Annotated in this window: 14 protein-coding genes; 5 read left to right on the forward strand and 9 right to left on the reverse strand. The window is 70.7% G+C overall.

Annotated elements, in window-relative coordinates; all coding sequences use genetic code 11:
* Together ACLEQD_RS20060 and ACLEQD_RS20065 are read right to left on the reverse strand one after the other, a co-directional pair.
* Positions 1–795 (reverse strand): FKBP-type peptidyl-prolyl cis-trans isomerase (locus ACLEQD_RS20060; RefSeq protein ID WP_410385911.1); only part of this gene is annotated, 795 nt, incomplete at its 3' end.
* 199 nt (positions 796–994) lie between these two features.
* Positions 995–1258, reverse strand: a complete 264-nt coding sequence (locus ACLEQD_RS20065) for a GlsB/YeaQ/YmgE family stress response membrane protein (protein ID WP_120527673.1) — start codon at positions 1256–1258, stop codon at positions 995–997.
* 97 nt (positions 1259–1355) lie between these two features.
* On the opposite strand from ACLEQD_RS20065, the gene ACLEQD_RS20070 reads away from it, so the two are divergent.
* Complete coding sequence (locus ACLEQD_RS20070; protein ID WP_410385899.1) at positions 1356–2462, forward strand: GNAT family N-acetyltransferase; 1107 nt, start codon at positions 1356–1358, stop codon at positions 2460–2462.
* Positions 2463–2465: 3 nt separating this feature from the next.
* Here ACLEQD_RS20070 and ACLEQD_RS20075 read toward each other — a convergent pair whose 3' ends face one another.
* Positions 2466–3902: an MATE family efflux transporter gene (locus ACLEQD_RS20075; RefSeq protein WP_410385900.1), complete on the reverse strand. Its 1437-nt coding sequence runs from the start codon at positions 3900–3902 to the stop codon at positions 2466–2468.
* Between the two features lie 222 nt (positions 3903–4124).
* On the opposite strand from ACLEQD_RS20075, the gene ACLEQD_RS20080 reads away from it, so the two are divergent.
* Both ACLEQD_RS20080 and ACLEQD_RS20085 read left to right on the forward strand, forming a co-directional pair.
* Complete coding sequence (locus ACLEQD_RS20080) at positions 4125–5180, forward strand: DapH/DapD/GlmU-related protein (protein WP_410385901.1); 1056 nt, start codon at positions 4125–4127, stop codon at positions 5178–5180.
* A gap of 32 nt (positions 5181–5212) precedes the next feature.
* A complete protein-coding gene (locus ACLEQD_RS20085; protein ID WP_410385902.1) occupies positions 5213–5605 on the forward strand; it encodes a hypothetical protein in 393 nt (130 codons plus the stop codon).
* Here ACLEQD_RS20085 and ACLEQD_RS20090 read toward each other — a convergent pair.
* The 4 genes from ACLEQD_RS20090 to ACLEQD_RS20105 are packed head-to-tail and all read right to left on the reverse strand — an operon-like array spanning position 5602 to position 12020.
* On the reverse strand, positions 5602–6744 hold the full coding sequence (locus ACLEQD_RS20090; RefSeq protein ID WP_410385903.1) for a Rieske 2Fe-2S domain-containing protein: 1143 nt from the start codon (positions 6742–6744) through the stop codon (positions 5602–5604). The two genes, ACLEQD_RS20085 and ACLEQD_RS20090, sit on opposite strands and share 4 nt — an antisense overlap.
* Position 6745: 1 nt before the next feature.
* The gene (locus tag ACLEQD_RS20095; RefSeq protein ID WP_410385904.1) at positions 6746–8389 is read right to left on the reverse strand and encodes a GH3 auxin-responsive promoter family protein; all 1644 of its coding nucleotides are present in this window, start codon (positions 8387–8389) and stop codon (positions 6746–6748) included.
* A 19-nt stretch (positions 8390–8408) separates the two neighbouring features.
* Positions 8409–9170 (reverse strand): hypothetical protein, encoded by a 762-nt coding sequence (locus ACLEQD_RS20100; RefSeq protein WP_410385905.1) that lies wholly within the window; start codon positions 9168–9170, stop codon positions 8409–8411.
* A 3-nt stretch (positions 9171–9173) separates the two neighbouring features.
* Positions 9174–12020 (reverse strand): FG-GAP-like repeat-containing protein, encoded by a 2847-nt coding sequence (locus tag ACLEQD_RS20105; RefSeq protein ID WP_410385906.1) that lies wholly within the window; start codon positions 12018–12020, stop codon positions 9174–9176.
* Positions 12021–12125: 105 nt separating this feature from the next.
* Between ACLEQD_RS20105 and ACLEQD_RS20110 the strand changes: the two genes are divergently transcribed.
* Positions 12126–13049, forward strand: a complete 924-nt coding sequence (locus tag ACLEQD_RS20110) for a fatty acid desaturase family protein (protein WP_410385907.1) — start codon at positions 12126–12128, stop codon at positions 13047–13049.
* Positions 13049–13675, forward strand: coding sequence for a hypothetical protein (locus ACLEQD_RS20115; protein WP_410385908.1), 627 nt, complete (start codon positions 13049–13051; stop codon positions 13673–13675). Before ACLEQD_RS20110 ends, ACLEQD_RS20115 begins: the two co-directional genes overlap by 1 nt.
* Here the strand turns inward: ACLEQD_RS20115 and ACLEQD_RS20120 are convergent, their stop codons facing one another.
* Together ACLEQD_RS20120 and ACLEQD_RS20125 are read right to left on the reverse strand one after the other, a co-directional pair.
* Complete coding sequence (locus tag ACLEQD_RS20120) at positions 13676–14908, reverse strand: imm11 family protein (protein ID WP_410385909.1); 1233 nt, start codon at positions 14906–14908, stop codon at positions 13676–13678.
* A gap of 12 nt (positions 14909–14920) precedes the next feature.
* Positions 14921–15372, reverse strand: a 452-nt coding sequence (locus ACLEQD_RS20125; RefSeq protein WP_410385910.1) for an AHH domain-containing protein, incomplete at its 5' end; no start/stop codon positions are given.

Consider the following 15372-nt stretch of genomic DNA (forward strand, 5'->3'; position numbering starts at 1 on the left):
CGGCTTGGCGGCCGGGGCGGCTTCGCGCCGGGGCCGGGGAGCGCCCATGCCGCCGGGCATGCCCGGGGGAGCCTCGGGGGTCTTCACGATCTCCAGCAGCTCCACGTCGAACACCAGGGCGGCGCCGCCGGGGATGTTCGGGGGCGCGCCGCGGTCGCCGTAGGCGATGTCGGAGGGGCACACGAGCTGCGCCTTGCCGCCGACCTTCATCTTCTGGAGGCCCTCGGTCCAGCACTTGATGACGCCCTGGAGCGGGAACTGCGTGGGCTCACCGCGCTTGTAGGAGGAGTCGAACTCCTTGCCGTCCGCGAGCGTGCCCTTGTAGTGCACCTTCACGACGTCGGTGGCCTGGGGCTGGGGACCGGTGCCCGCCTGGGTCTCCTTGTAGATGAGGCCGGACTCGGTCTTCACCGCGCCGGGCTCCTTGGCCTTCTCCTCCAGGAACTTCTTGGCCTTCTCCTTCTCCGCGTTGGCCTTGCGCAGCGAACGCTCGCGCGCGAGGTCCTGGAGCTTGGGACCGTAGGTCTCCAGGTCCACGTCGGACTTCTGGCCCGTCACCTGCGCGGTGAGGCCGGCCTTCACGAACTCCAGCTCCTGCGGGGTCATGTCGAACACGCTGATGCTGCGGCCGATGGACAGGCCCAGCGCGTACAGCGTCTTCTGCTCCTCGGTCTGAGGAGCGCCAGCGGCGCCCGCCGTCGTGGTGCCGGTGGCGGAGGTCTCGCCCGGCTTCGCGCCCTGGTTCTGACAGGCCGTCAGGCTCAGCATCGCCGCGATCAGGATCGTCTTCTTCATCATGATGTCGTCGCCTTTCCTTTGGCTCAGCGGCGGCCGACCGCCCCCCGCTGCATGCCTGGGGCGCGGTGTACTACAGAAAATGCCCGGCATCCTCTTGGGAACCGTGCTTTCCCCGGAAGGGGGTCCGCGCGGGTAGGACAACCGGCCGCCGGCCCCCCAAACCGGCGGGACGGCCCCGGATTCCCGGCAGGGGGGCCTACCGGGAGGAGCGCCCGCCAAAGGCGGCCTGGGCGACCAGGAGCAGGACGATGGCGCCCAGGATGGCGCCGCCGAAGCCGGTGGGCTCCGGGTCGCGCCAGTTGGTGCCCCGCCAGACGGACGTGAGGAAGCCGCCCACGAAGGCCCCGGCGACGCCCAGCAGCGTGGTGCCAATGCACCCCAGGCGCTGGTTCCCCGGCAGCACGGCCCGGGCGATGAGCCCCGCGAAGAAGCCGAAGATGATCCACCCCAACAGCCCCATGACGTCCTCCCGTGCGGCGAGTGAAGGCCCGTACTGTGGCGCACGGAAAGCAAGGGCGGAAGTCCACCCCCGTGTCGCATAGGCTGCCGCGCGCCCCATGAGCCCCCTCCGCCGTGCCACCCGGGATGACAACGCCGCGCTGCTGGACCTGTTCGGCGACGTGCCCATGACCGGGGACCTGGTGCTCAGCACGCAGCGGTCGCCGGACTACTTCGGCCTGTTCGCCATGCAGCGCGGCGAGGCGGAGGTCTGGGCCCACGGGGACCCCTCCCGCCTGGACGGCATGGGCGCCATCCACGTCCGCGACGGGTGGCTGGAGGGGCGGCCCTGCCGCGTGGGCTACCTGGGCGACCTTCGCACCCGCTTCTCCGCGCGCCGCGCCCGGGGCCTGGCCCGGTTCTATGGGCCCGTCCTGGAGGAGACCTCCCAGCGCCACGGCGTGGACGTCTTCCTCACCGCCGTCATGGCCTCCAACGCCGCCGCGCTCCAGGCGCTCGTGCGCCGTGCCGCTTCCCGGGAAGCGCAGCCGCACTACCACCTGATGCGCGCGTTCTCCGCCGTCTCCGTCCAGTTCGTCCTGCGCCGCAAGCCGCGCCGCAGCCGCTACACCGTGCGCCGGGCCACCGCCGCGGACGTGCCCGCCATGGCCGCGCTGCTGGACGCGGACCACCGCTCGCGCCCCTTCGGCTACCGCTATGACACGGGCGAACTGGAGCACCGGCTCGCGCGCTGGCCGGGGCTTCGCGTGGAGGACTCGTTCCTCGCGTTCGACCCGGCCGGGCAGCTCGTCGGCTGCACCTCCGCGTGGAACCCGGACGCCGTGAAGCGCTACCGCGTGCTCGCGTACCGGGGCGGCATGAAGTGGGTGCGCCGGGGCTTCAACGCGCTGGCCACCGTCACCGGCGCGCCCCGCCTGCCCGCGCCCGGCGGCGACTTCCGCTACTTCTACCTCTGCAACACCAGCATCCCCTCGGAGGACCCCGCCGTCCTGCGCGCGCTGCTGGATGCCGTCTACGCCGCGTTCCACGGCCAGGGCTTCCACTTCTTCACCGTGCAGCAGGACGCCGCGGACCCGCTGGCCTCCGCCTTCGACGGCTTCCTCCAGCGGCGGCTGGACTTCCACCTCTACGCCGTCACGCCCGCCTCGCGCCCCCCCAGGACCTTCCCGGGAGGACGCACCGGCTTTGAAATCTGCCTGCCCTGACGCTCACACCACGCGCGTCTTCCAGCGCCCGCGCCGGAACAGGACGATGCCCAGCACGGACATCGCCGCGAAGGCCGCCGGCACCGCGAGGTACGCGCCCACCGGGCCCAGGCCCAGCGGCTTCGCCAGCACCCACGCCAAGGGCAGCTCCAGCGCCCAGAGGCACCCCAGGTCGATGAGCGTGGGCGTCCGCGTGTCCCCCGCGCCGTTGAACGCGGAGGTGATGACCATGCCGTACGCGCAGGAGAAGAAGCTCAGGGAGAAGACGCGCAGCGCCGTCGCCCCCTCCTCCACCACCGCGGGGTCCGTCGTGAAGAGCTCCAGCAGCGGATGCGCCAGGACGAAGAACAGCACCCCGATGGTGCCCAGCACCATCAGGTTGTACCGGCCCGCGAGCCACACCGCCTTCGCGCCCCGGTCCGGGTCCCCCGCCCCCATGCTCTGTCCCAGCAGCGTGGCCGCCGCGTTGCCCAGCCCCCACGCGGGCATCAGCGCGAACATCACGATGCGGATGGCGATGGTGTAGCCCGCGAGCGCCGTGCTGCCGAACGACGCCACGATGCGCACCAGCACCACCCAGCTGGACGTGCTCACCAGCGCCTGCACCATCCCCGCGCCCGACAGCCGCAGCATCGCGAGCATCGTCGAGGGCTCCAGCGCCACGTGCTCGCGCCGCACCTGGAGCCGGCCGTTCGAACGGATCAACCGGTAGAGCTGGTACACCACGCCCGCGCTGCGGCCCAGCGTGGTGGCCCACGCCGCGCCCACCACGCCCAGCTCCGGGAACGGCCCCCAGCCGAAGATGAGACACGGCGCGAGCACGATGTTGAGGCCGTTGGCCAGCATCAGCACGCGCATCGCGATGGCCGCGTCGCCCGCGCCCCGGAAGATGGCGTTGATGAGGAAGAGCAGCAGGATGCTCACCACGCCGCCCATCATCACGCGCGTGTAGCCCACGCCATGCTCCAGCACCCACGGTGAGCCACCGAGCGCCGCCAGGATGGGCCGCGCGAAGACGATGCCCGTCACGGCCAGCGCCGCGGAGATGACCACGCCCAGGCCAATGGCCTGCACCGCCGTGCGCCCCGCCCGCTCGGTGTCCTTCTCTCCGATGCGGCGGGCCACCATCGCCGTGGCGCCGATGCTCAGGCCCATGCCCGCGGCGTAGATGATGACGAGGATGGACTCGGTGAGCCCCACCGTGGCCACCGCCTCCGCGCCCAACCGGCCGACGAAGGCGACGTCCACCACGGCGAACACCGACTCCATGCACATCTCCAGCACCATGGGCACGGCCAGGAGGAAGATGGCGCGCCCGAGCGGCAGCCGCGTCAGGTCCTGCTCCGTGCCGTGCAGGGCCTCCTTCACCAGCGTCCAGGCACCTTTGTCCACGGGCGCGGGGACCTGGGCGTTCCGGTCCGCCAGGGGTGTCTCTTCCACGGGGTGAGGCCTTTCGAGAGCGAGGGAACTTCCTACCGCGAAACGCCTACACGTGGCGCCCAGCGACGCGGCTTCCTACGCACCCTGCCACCCACTCCTGACATCTGAAGGTGCGGCACCCACCCCCGCCAGGGCAGCGTGCGAGCGTTGGCTGCCGGACGACGCGTCGCGCCCCAGGACAACATGCCCTTCGGGAACCCGGGAGTAGGTTGCTGCATCCCGATGAGTCCCTCACCCGCGACCGCTTCCCTCCTGCCCACCGCGGTAGGTCCTCATTTCACCCTGGCCTCGTCCGCGCGACTGCTGGGCACCACGCAAGTGGGGCCCGGGGCCATCATCTCGCGGGGCGCCGTGGTGCGCTCGGTGGGCGGCTCCGTGGCGCTGGGGGCCTTCTCCACGCTGCGCGAGGACGCGGTGGTGGTGGGCACCCCTGAGCGCCCCACCTCCATTGGCGAGAAGACCGTGCTCGGTCCGCGCTCGCTCGTGATGGGCGCACGCGTGGGGTCGCTGTGCGACATCGGCGGCGGCGCCATCCTCATGCCCGGCGTGACGCTGGGTGATCGCTGCCTGGTGGGTGAGGGCACGGTGCTGCCGCCCGGCATGGTGGTGCCGGATCAATCCGTGGTGCTGGGCCGGCCGGGACAGGTGCTGCGGATGCTCTCCGCGGAGGACCTGGCCCACCTGCAGCAGCGCCGGGGCGGTGACCTGTCACTGCCCTTGGCTCCATTGACTTCCTTCTCCGCGCGCGACCGCGCCGAGGACGCCCCCATGGGACAGCTGTACGCCTTCCGCGACCGTCACCCCTTCGTCCACCCCACCGCCACCCTCTTCTCCTCCGCGGAGGTGTCCGGCGACGTGGTCATCGGCGCGGGGGCCATCATCGGCGCGGGGGTGAAGATCACCGGCGACCTGAACGGGCCGGTGCGCATTGGCGCGCGGGTGCAGATTCTGGAGAACACGGTGCTGCACCTGCAGCCGGACACCATGCTGGTGCTGGACGAGGGCGTGGTGGTGGGCCCGGGCTGCGTGCTGCACGCGTGCAACCTGGGCGCGGGCACGGTGGTGGAGCCCGGCGCCATCCTCTGCGAGGGCAGCCACCTGGGGAAGGGCTGCCACGTGGGCGCCGGCAGCCTGGTGAAGGCGCGCGCGGTGTTCCCGGACTACGCGCTGGTGGAGGGCTTCCCCGCGACGCAGGTGGGCACGCGCACGTCACCGCCGGAGCCGCCGCGCTGGGTGCTGCGGCCGGAGGATCTGCCGGGCCTGCGGCGCATGGGGTGAGCTGGGTTTGCGTTGGCCGGAGGCCCTGGGGCATGGTCCCGGGCCATGGATCCGGTCCAATCACTCATCGAGCTCGCGGCCCGCTGCTGCTGGGGCTGGCCAGTGGTGCGCTCTTCCGGAAGTTCGTGTACCCGCGCGTCCTCGCGCGGCTGGGGGGCCTGGCCTCGTGGGTGACCTCCGCCGCCAACACGTGGGTGCTGGGGGTGCACCTCTGCATCGCGCTGGGCGTGGCGGCGGCGTGCCATGCGTCCAACTCCGTCGCGACGCTGATGTGGTTGCATGAACACCTGTCCGCGCCGCCCTTCGCGCTCACGCAGGAGTTGCTCCGCTGGTTCTTCCTGGGGGCGACCTTCTTATCCGGGTACTACCTGGCGATGTTTCCGTCCTCGGACTCAGAGGAGGAGCAGGCCTCCGGCACGGCCTAGACCCAGAAGACCACGTCGCGCTCCGCGTCCTCGGGGCCGGGGCCGTGCGCTCCTTCGCGCAACCAGCGGCGGTAGGCCTCGATGTCCGCGTGGTGCAGGTCCGCCTCCGTGCCGGAGTACACGCCGCCGCCGGGGCCGTCCGTCAGTCCCTGGCGCTGCGTCTCCATGATGACGACGTCCTGCTGGATGACCTGCCGCGTGTACCAGCGCACCAGCGGCGTCAGCGCCCGGCCCACCCACGCGCCCGGCACGTCCACCGGCAGCCGGTAGCTGATGGCCGTGTACACGAGCGTGTCCGTGGGCCCGATGGGCGTGCACTGCGAGTTGATGGCGAAGCCGCTGTCGCCCCACTGGTAGTCCACGCGCGTGACGTTGGGGACGATGAACTCATCCGTGTGCACGAGCGGCAGGCCGCGCGGGTTGAACAGCCGCCCCAGGCCCGTGAGCGCGTCCTCCTCCTGGAGGTAGGTCATCCGCACGCGGCCCGCGTGGCGCTTCACCGTGGAGGGCACGCGCTTGCGCGTGGGGTTGCGGAACCAGCCCCGGTGCACGAAGGACGTGTGCGGCACGTCCATGAAGTTCTCCACCAGGTTCGTCACCCCGTTCGCGAAGCGCGTGACCATGAAGTAGACGGTCCAGCCGCGCTCGCCCCAGTACGGCACCCGGAAGGGCTCCGCGCGAGCCTGTGTCACGTCCACGCCCAGGTAGACGTAGACGAGCCCGTCCTGCTCCCGCGTGGGGAAGCGCGCGAGCCGCCCCAGGTCGCACGGTGCGGGCTTGAGGCCTTCGTGCGCGCAGGCGTGCGCGTCCAGCTTCTCTCCACGTTGGGGCGGGCCCAGCGCGGGGATCTCCACCACCGCGCCGGACGCGTCGTAGACCCAGCCGTGATACGGGCAGCCGAGCCGTCCGTCGAACACGTCGCCCTTCGACAAGCGCGCGTTGCGGTGGAGGCAGCGGTCGCGCAGTGCGGTGGGAGCGCCGTCCGGTCCCCGGAAGAGGACGAGCCCCGTGCCGAACACGGTGCGCGCGAGGGGCCGGTTCGCGGGCAGCTCCGTGGAGAGGCACGCCACGTACCAGAAGTCCTTCAGCGCGCCGCAGCGGGCGAGGTCCGCCTCGGCGTCCAGGTCCACGGTGCGCACGTCATGACGTTCCTCCTGCGAACCATTCCGTCCAGCCGGGTTGGCGGTGCAGGTCCACGGGCTTGATGTCCCCCGCGCGCTGACCGAGCTGGATGCACCGGGCCTCGTAGCGCCGCGCGCCTTGGGTCACGCGCACCGCGCGCACGGGACCGAGCTGTCCCAGCTCCCGCGCGTAGCGGTAGTGGTGCCCTTCACACAGCAGGCGCTCCACGTTCGCGGCGAGGGTGTCGGAGGGCTGCTCCGTCTCGAGGAACAGCCGGTAGGCCGGCGGTGTCCCCCAATCCGGCGCGAGCATGGCGAAGGCGGGACGCGTGGGGCCCAGCACGGCGTCCAGCACCGTCCCCACTCGAGCGGCGGAGAGCTTCTCGCCGACGAGGTCGGATACCGCGTCCGCCCGGCCGAGGAACCGCAGGCAGGGCGTCGCGTGCACGAAGCCTTCCACTCGGACGAGGTCCCCCAGCCGGTAGCGCAGCAGCCCGCCGGACGTGGAGAGGAGTACCGCGTAGGTGCGGCCCGCCGTCAGCTCGTGTGCCAGGAGTGGCCGTGTGTCGAGATGCTCCGGATCCATGAACTCGACGAAGTGGCTTCGGACCGCGAGCACGGGGGCCGGTGCTTCGAAGAGGGGCACCGTGATGACGCCCTCCGTGGCGAGCAGGCCCTTGCCCTGGACCTCGACACCCGGGAAGCGGCGGCATGCGCCGGCCACCGCGTGCGCGGCCTGGGCGTCCGTCCACATGCTCAAGAGCGCGAGCCCCGGCCATAGCGCGCGAGCGGAGGGCAGGCCCTCTCGCAAGGTGGCGCGCAGCACCTGGGCTCTCGGGATGTCACGCATGCCCTGGAGCCCCTGCACGAGCGTCGTCCAGGCGGGATCGCTGACCACGGGAGCTCCGTCCGCATCCTGGTCGGGGGGCCGCAGCGTGCCGCGCTCCAGGTCCTCCGCGAGCCGTTCGCCGTGCCGCTCCAGTGCGTCCATCAGCAGCGTGAGGAAGCTGGGATTCCAGACGCTGATCAGCGACAGGTTCGCGCACCGCGCGAGGAACCACAGCGTCACGTAACGGCAAGGCTCGACGTGCGGCGCCTGTCCCACCGAGCCCGGCACGGCGAAGACGCGCGAGAGCAGCGGCTGCAACGGACGCGGGAACCACGCGCTGTCCTCCGCCGAGCCCACCGGGATGCCGCCCGCCGTCCGGTGCTGTCTCCGGCCCAGCGGGGAGATGGACCAGTAGCTGGGGCCCTCGCGCACCGCGGGGCGGCGCAGGAACACCTCGTGCAGCATGGGCGCGAGCGCTCGCTGGAACTCGCGCAGCAGCCCGCGTGTCACCGGCACCCGCTTGGACGCGCCGGAGGAACCACCGGACAGCTCGAAGCGCAGCACGGGCTCGCGGGTGAGGACCCGTGGGTCTCCTCGCGCGATGCGCTCCACGTCTTCCGCCACCGTGTCCGGCGTGGACACCGGCACCGCGTCCTGGAACTCGCGCGCCGTGCGGATGCGCCCGAAGTGAGCCACGCGATTCGCCTGGGCCGTGCCCTCCACCGCGCTGAGGATGCGCGTGAGGCATTCCGCCTGCGCGGCCTCCGGTGTCCGCAGCGCATGACGGAAGCGCAGCGCGGACGGAGTCAGCGCCGCCATCGTCGCGGTCAGCATTCCACGCGAGCTCAGCACCTCACGTCCCCACGCGGATCCGCGAGGCATCTCTCTCACGGCGGGCCCAGCGGCGCAGCTGTCCCCAGACGCTTCGCGCCAGCGCCCTGGCCAGGTCCCAGCCGCGGATCTCCACCAGGCACACCAGTTCCTCGCCCTCGGCGTGACCGGGGTTGCGTTCGGCGAAGTAGGCGATGTGCGGGTGGGCCGCCGCGTCGCGGTCGATGGGCGAGACGCCATCCCGCACCCGGTAGTGCTCGCCGTCGAAGCTCAGCGTGCCCTTCGCCGCGTCGTACTGCGTGCCGAACCACCGCGTCGCCAGTCCTCGCAGGAACTCCGGACGCCCCTCCGGCGGCGTCCAGTCCCGTCGCGGATGCGTGCGCGGGAAGTAGTTCACCGCCAGCAGGTACGTCTTGTATCCGCCCGACAGCAGCAGCCAGTACAGCGGCCTCCACGGACGTCTCAGCTTGCGCGCGAGCAACAACCTCCCGAACACCACCTGCAACGTCTTGTGTCCCCACCAGTCCGGGTGGATGACGGTGTCGCCCGAGTACAGCACCTCCACCCCGTCCTCCTCCGCCACCCGCACCGTGCTGAAGCCCACCAACTCCCGCGTGCGCCGGGCGTGCAGCAGGAACACCCACTGCTTCGCGTCCAGGTCCGCGTGGAAGCGCTCCGCGCTCACGCCCACGTAACAGCACTGCATCAGCGCCAGCATCCGGGCCCGAGTGCCTGCGTCCAGGTCCTCGCGCCGCACCGTGGTGCCCTTCATCGCGGAGAGCATCGCCTAGGGCCCTCCCCGCAGCGCCGTGGGCGCGGGAGGCTGGCGCACCTCCTGGTAGCGGTCCGCCTCCAACATCACCTCCTGCGGCTCCGCGCCATACCAGTGGATGACCGCTTTCACCGGCCCCGCGTGACGGCCCAGACCGAAGTGCAGCCTCGGATCCGCCGACGCGGAGAAGCCTCCCATCAGCCCCACCTCGCGCACCTGCTCCACACGCTGGCCGTTGTCCTCGTAGGACAGCACCACGCGCGTGCCCACCGCGCTCCGGTGCGTGCGCTGACCTTCGCCCACCAATGACAGACCCACGAAGTGCGCGTCCGGCTTCGCGTCCGTGGCGCTGGCTCGCAGCGTGTTGCGGTACAGCGACAGCGGCGCGTGCTGATTCGTGATGAGCACGTCCAGGTCGCCGTCGTCATCCAGGTCCGCCATCAACACGCCTCGCGAGTTGTCCGGCGCCTCGATGCCCACCTCCCTCGCCACGTCCACGAAGTGCCCCGGGCGCGCGTCGCCCAGGTTGAGGTACACGCGGCGCGCCTCGTTCGGATAGAGCACGCGGCCCCGGATGTCGCCCCACTTGTCCGCGTACGTGTGCACCTCCGGGCCGGACTGCATCAGCTTGTGGTTCACGTACCAGTAGTCGTTGCGCTGTCCCTCCGGGATGCGCCACCGCGGCGCGTCCAGGCGCGCGTCCACCATGCCGTTGGCCTGCACCAGGTCCGGCCACCCGTCGTCGTCCAGGTCCCCCGCCGCCGCGCCCCAGCCGAAGCGACGCTCGTTCAGCGCGCCCCGGAAGGTGGCCTCGTCCTTGAAGCGGGGGATGAACGCGTCCTCGCCCGGCCCCACCATCCACAAGAGGCTGCCCTCCGCCTGGAGCGAGTGGTGCACGTTGGACACGTACACGTCCAACCAGCCGTTGCGGTCGAAGTCCGCCACGCTCGCGTTCATGCCCTTGTACGTGTCGCGGCCAATCTCCCCGAAGCGCTCGCCCACGAGGTGGCGGAAGTGCCGCCCTCCCTCGTTCAGGTAGACGTCATCCGGCCCGAAGTCGTTGGCCACGTAGAGGTCCGTCCACCCGTCGTGGTTCAGGTCCACCGTGCTCACCGCGAGCGACCAGTGCGTCTCCTTCAGGCCCAGCGCCTCCACGTCCTGCTTCTCGAACGTGCCGTCCCCGCGTCCCCGGTAGAGCGCGTTGCGCCCGCCGTTGTTCGCGTCGTGCCAGCCGTCGTGCATGAAGCGCAGCATGCGGCGGTCGCCTGCGTACTCGGGCGCGGGGAGCTGGAAGAGGTTGAGCGGCGGCGGGTCCGGGTAGTCCGGCAGGTGCGTCGTCATGGCGTTGAGCACCAGCAGGTCCAGGTGCCCGTCGCGGTCGTAGTCCAGGAACGTGAGCCCCAGGCTCACCGCGTGGTCCGTCACGCCCGCCGCTTGCGTCACGTCCTCGAAGCCCGCCGTGCCCGTCTCGCGCAGCGTGTTGCGCAGCAGGCGCACCGGCCCGAAGGCCACCGCCACCGCGAGGTCCAGGTCCCCGTCCCCATCCCAGTCCACGAACGTCCCGCCGCCCGCCAGGCCCTCTTCCTTGTAGCGGGTGGCGAAGCGCTCCAGCGCGGGCACGGTGACGCGTTCGAAGCGCAGCCCGCCCAGGTTGCGGTAGAGGCCCGCGTGGTGCTCCGGCGTGCCCAGCGGGTGCGTGAGGAACAGGTCCAGCCGCCCGTCCCCATCGAAGTCCCCGGTGGCCACCGCGTCTCCCACCGCCACCAGCCACTTGGCGACGTGGGCCACGCGCGGATCCAGCTCCTCCAGCGTGTGGCCCATCCGGGAGTCCAGGCCCGCCTGCGTGAGGTCCTGCGCCTCCAGGTGGAACGCGAGCGGCGCCGCGCGCTCCCCCTGCGCCGCCGTCACCGAGTAGCCCGTGGCCAGCACCGCCCCCAGCCCTCCCACCACGCCCACGCGCCGGAGCCTGTCCGGGGCCAGGAGCTGGCGCAGCGACGCGCCCCGCGTGCGCCACAGCTCGTGCGCGTGCATGAACACGAAGCGGCAGGTGGCCACGGTGAGCGCCGCGTAGAAGAACGTGTAGACGCTCTCCTTCAGGTGCAGCACCAGGTCCACGCAGGTGATGGCCAGCGCGAGCAGCACCTGCCCCTTCCGCGTCCCCGGCGACGTGGCGGGGTCCGTGAGCATGTAGAAGACGAAGATGAAGAACGACGGCGCGCCCAGCGTGCCCAGGAACAGCACCTCCGGCGGCAGGTGGTGGCGGAGGATGAACGCGCGCAGCGCCGTCTGGAGCGCGTAGAAGGACAGGAAGCTCACCACCAGCCAGCCGCGTCCCACGCGGAAGAAGAACAGCACCAGCGCCGCCATCACGATGAAGGCCGACAGCGCGACCTCCCCGTTGGCCCACTGGTACGCGGGCGCGGCGGTGATGAGCTCGCGCGTGGTGAGCAGCGACACGGCCACCGCGAACATCGACGGGTTGAAGACGTGCCGCCCCTGGAAGGTCAGCACGTACTTGGAGCCGATGGCCAGCCACACCGGCAGCCACAGGAGCGTGCTCGCGTGCGAGTAGTTCAAGAGCAGCGCCAGCGAGCAGCACGAGATGTACGCGGAGAGCGGCAGCTCCTTGCGCCGCTTGAGCACCCAGCCCAGGACCGCATCCAGCAGCGTGCCGGAGCCGACCAGGAAGGCCATCTGCCCGGGGCTGCGGTTGAAGCCGAAGAAGGTGAAGCCCAGCACGCCGTAGAGCGTGAGCAGCGCCGCGAAGGGCAGCCTCGGGTCGTTCCAGCGGGGGAACACCCAGCCGCCCCACTCCACGCGCGTGCCCGCGAGGGCCCGCGGCGTCGGCACATCCACACTCATGATTGACCGTCCCGGTGCACGCGCGGAGCGTGCCGTGCCCGTCTCCGGGTGTCCAATGCCGCGGGGGCTTGCGTCCAGCGGCCATGCGTGGAGTCCTGGCGCCCGATGTCCTCTTCCCTGCCTCGCCGCGCGGCGGTGCCTCGCGAGCTGCTCGTTCCGGCCACGCCTTCAGGCCTGCTGCGCCTGGCGGCCGCCGAGTGGGCGGGGATGGCCTTGGGATGGGCGGTCATGGCGTGGGCTCCTCCGGTGCTCGCGCCGCTGGCGGTGCTCGTCGTCGCGGGGCGGCTGCATGCGCTGGGCGTCCTGCTTCATGACGCGGTCCACCTGCCTTCGCGAAGACGCGAATGGAGACTGTGTCTGCTGGAGGCCGTCGCGGGCTACCCGGTCGCGTCCACGCTGGCGGCGATGCGCTACCACCATCTTCGGCACCACCGCGATGCGGGCCTGCCGTCGGATCCCTACCGCAAGCCACCGGACGGCGGCCGGCTGCGCACGGCGTGGCGCTGGCTGCTGCTCGTGGGCGTGATTCCCGGCTGGGTGCTGCGCGGGCCCGTGGGGCTGTGCGCGTGGGTGCTGCCTTCGCTGCGCACGGCGTATGCGCGCGTGTTCCTGCAGGACCGCTCTGGACGCGTGCTCACGCGGGACGCGGAGGTGGCGGCGTGTGCTCGGGCGGAGAGCAGGCAGGTGCTGTTCCACCTGGGCGTGCTGGCGCTGGCGGCGCGGTGGCCTTCCGCGGTGGTGTGGGGGTACGCGGTGCCGCTGCTGGTGGCGTCGGGGTTCAACGCGTACCGGTTGCTCGCGGAGCACACCGCCGCGCCCGTGCAGGGACGGGCCCTGGAAGATGTGTTCGCGTGCACGCGTGACCATGGGCTGGGATGGCTGGGGGGGTTGGGATTGGCGCCCCGGCACGTGGGGTTGCACGTGGTGCACCACCTGCATCCGCAGGTGTCCCTCACGCAACTGCCCCGGCTTCGCGCGTGGTACGTCGAGCGCTTCCCCCACCACTATCCCCGGCCCCGTTCCTACTGATGCTCTCCTTGTCGACGCGGGTGTTGCTGGGGGTGGCGCTGCTGGCGTGCGCGAGCGCGGCGGTGGGGTTCCGGCGCAGGCAGAACGCGCAGGGGGGCCGGGGCGGCCGCATCTCCGGGCCGAAGCTGGCGTGGCTGCTGTACGCGGTGTTCCTCTGGTTCCTGGTGTGCCCGCTGGTGGCGCTGGATGCGTCCGTGCCGGTGGAGGCGCGCATCGTGCTGGGGGCCTTCGCGGTGTCCATGTGGCTGCGCGGCGCCGCGGAGCTCTACATGCTCTACGTGTCGCGCAACTGGAGGCCGCCGTATGGCGTGGGCCATGACCTGGGATGCATCGCGCTGGTGGGGGCGGGGCTCGTGTACACCGGGGAGAAGTGGGCCGGGGTGCTCGATGGGCGCGACGTGTGGTCGCTGGCGCTGGTGGGGTTGGTGCTGGTGACGCTGGTGGTGGAGGTGGCCTACGCGGCGCTGTTCCATCAGGCCGTGGAGGGACGCACCACCGGCGAGGACGGCGTGTGGTTCGCGGACGCGGAGCAGGCGCGGTTCCGCCGCATCAACCGGCTGACGCTGGCGCTCAACGTGCCGCTGTATGTGGCGCTGGCCGTGTGGCTGGTGTTCGGGATGCGGTAGTCACACCACGGACTGGCGCCAGGCTCGGGACAGGTGACCGGGGTGGGACTGCTTGAAGCGGTGGAGCAGTTCCTCCCGGCCGTGCTCCAGCAGGTACGTGAGCTCCCGGGGCATGAGTGTCTTCACGGTGACCAGCCGGACCTGTCCGTCGGGCATCGTGAAGTGGGTGGGGAGCGTAGGGGTGTCCATGCCCAGGAGCACGGCGACGCGGCCGTCTTTCGTCAGGAGGGGTTCGGGCATGTGCTCTCCGCCCACTTCCATGGAGAGGATGCCGGTCCTCGCGGGTTCGCGCAGCTGTTCGTGGCCCACGAGCTCGTTGCCGATGCGTTCCAGCAGCGTCACGGGCCATTTGGACTGGGGTTCATCGGTTTCGAGCGCTAGCTCCAGACCGAAGCCCACGGAAGGTTCCATGGCATCGACGAAGAAGTCGGAGAGGCCGTCCGTCACGAAGAGGGTGCGTCCTTCGGGGCGGTGGATGACGCGCCAGACCTGGCGCTTCGCGGGCCAGCCTCCTCCGACGACGATGGGGAGGATGGCTTTCTCATCCAGCGTGCCCAGCGTGCGCCAGAACGCGGTGCGGGCCATTCCGGTCCGGTCGTAGAGCGCCTTGAGCTTGCGGCTGCGTTCGCGCTGCTGGGGGCTGACTTCGCTGGGGCCTGTGACTTCTCTGAATGCCATCCCCGTGGCACCGGAGCGTTCCAACGCATCCTTGACGTCCTCGGAGACGATGAGCACGCCAGTCCATCCCCAGGGACGGAAGACCTTGGCATCGCCCACTTTCGTCGTGTCGATGCGCATGCCCATGACGGACCTGTATCGCCCAGTCTTTTCCGGCCGTCCGTCCTCGGGCTTCCAGTACAGCACCTCCGCGGACTCCTGATCATCAATGCATCGGATGGTCCGTGTCGCGACGAGGATGAAGTATGGCTCCGACTGTCCTTCGACATCGACCGGGATGACCTGCACCTCGTCAGGCGCCAGCTCCGTGAACACGCTCGCGACTCTTCGATGGACAATGGGTGCCCCGCCCACACTCGTTGTCGAGAAGTCTTGAACCACCCCCGGATGACCTACGGGGATCGTCAGGCGCTCATTGACCTGGACCGGGCAGCCATCCGCGAACTGCCAGATGTCATCGATCTCATGCCCCTGTGCGTTCATCGCTTCGCCTGGGAGCCAGCGGTCACGGATGTCCATGTCGCTGCGTAGGATGAAGTACCGAATTGAGCTCATGCTTCCTGTGCCTCAGGGCTGAGTGACAAGCAAGTTGAGTCGAGTGCCATCTGTGGAGATCTCAGCTCCCAATGACTCGAGTTCTTTCACGAGCGCCTCACTGCACGTCTGAATGCTTCTGCACCTTCCCAGCGCCGTGCTCAAGCGGTCATAGACCGCTTCATGGTACTCCCGAGGATGCGGACCTTTATGTCCCTGAACACGGACCGTGTTCACCTTGTCGTCTAGCGACATCCCGGCACGGTCGAAGAGTTTCTGGAACTCAGGCGACCAGGGGCCACCGTTGTGCGTGGCCTCCCACCACTTGTTCGTCGCGATGTGGTGCACCCGAACTTCGACGGGCGCCGGGATGTTCGGTCCCTTCGCGGACATCGCCACGGCGTTGGGCGCCAGTGCGAGCGTCACTTCACCGCTCGCGGACACCGCGACCGCTGAGACCTCCGCCGCGGCCACCAGCCGGAAGC

Origin of the sequence: Corallococcus sp. 4LFB (genome assembly GCF_046520365.1) — a bacterium.
Classification (GTDB): Bacteria; Myxococcota; Myxococcia; order Myxococcales; family Myxococcaceae; genus Corallococcus; species Corallococcus caeni.

Bases quoted from the DNA above. Each gene is read 5' to 3' on its own strand.
- ACLEQD_RS20065 (WP_120527673.1), bottom strand. From the start codon at position 1,258: ATGGGGCTGTTGGGGTGGATCATCTTCGGCTTCTTCGCGGGGCTCATC.
- ACLEQD_RS20070 (WP_410385899.1), top strand. From the start codon at position 1,356: ATGAGCCCCCTCCGCCGTGCCACCCGGGATGACAACGCCGCGCTGCTG.
- ACLEQD_RS20080 (WP_410385901.1), top strand. From the start codon at position 4,125: ATGAGTCCCTCACCCGCGACCGCTTCCCTCCTGCCCACCGCGGTAGGT.
- ACLEQD_RS20085 (WP_410385902.1), top strand. From the start codon at position 5,213: ATGGTCCCGGGCCATGGATCCGGTCCAATCACTCATCGAGCTCGCGGC.
- ACLEQD_RS20095 (WP_410385904.1), bottom strand. From the start codon at position 8,389: ATGCTGACCGCGACGATGGCGGCGCTGACTCCGTCCGCGCTGCGCTTC.
- ACLEQD_RS20100 (WP_410385905.1), bottom strand. From the start codon at position 9,170: ATGCTCTCCGCGATGAAGGGCACCACGGTGCGGCGCGAGGACCTGGAC.
- ACLEQD_RS20105 (WP_410385906.1), bottom strand. From the start codon at position 12,020: ATGAGTGTGGATGTGCCGACGCCGCGGGCCCTCGCGGGCACGCGCGTG.
- ACLEQD_RS20110 (WP_410385907.1), top strand. From the start codon at position 12,126: ATGTCCTCTTCCCTGCCTCGCCGCGCGGCGGTGCCTCGCGAGCTGCTC.
- ACLEQD_RS20115 (WP_410385908.1), top strand. From the start codon at position 13,049: ATGCTCTCCTTGTCGACGCGGGTGTTGCTGGGGGTGGCGCTGCTGGCG.
- ACLEQD_RS20120 (WP_410385909.1), bottom strand. From the start codon at position 14,908: ATGAGCTCAATTCGGTACTTCATCCTACGCAGCGACATGGACATCCGT.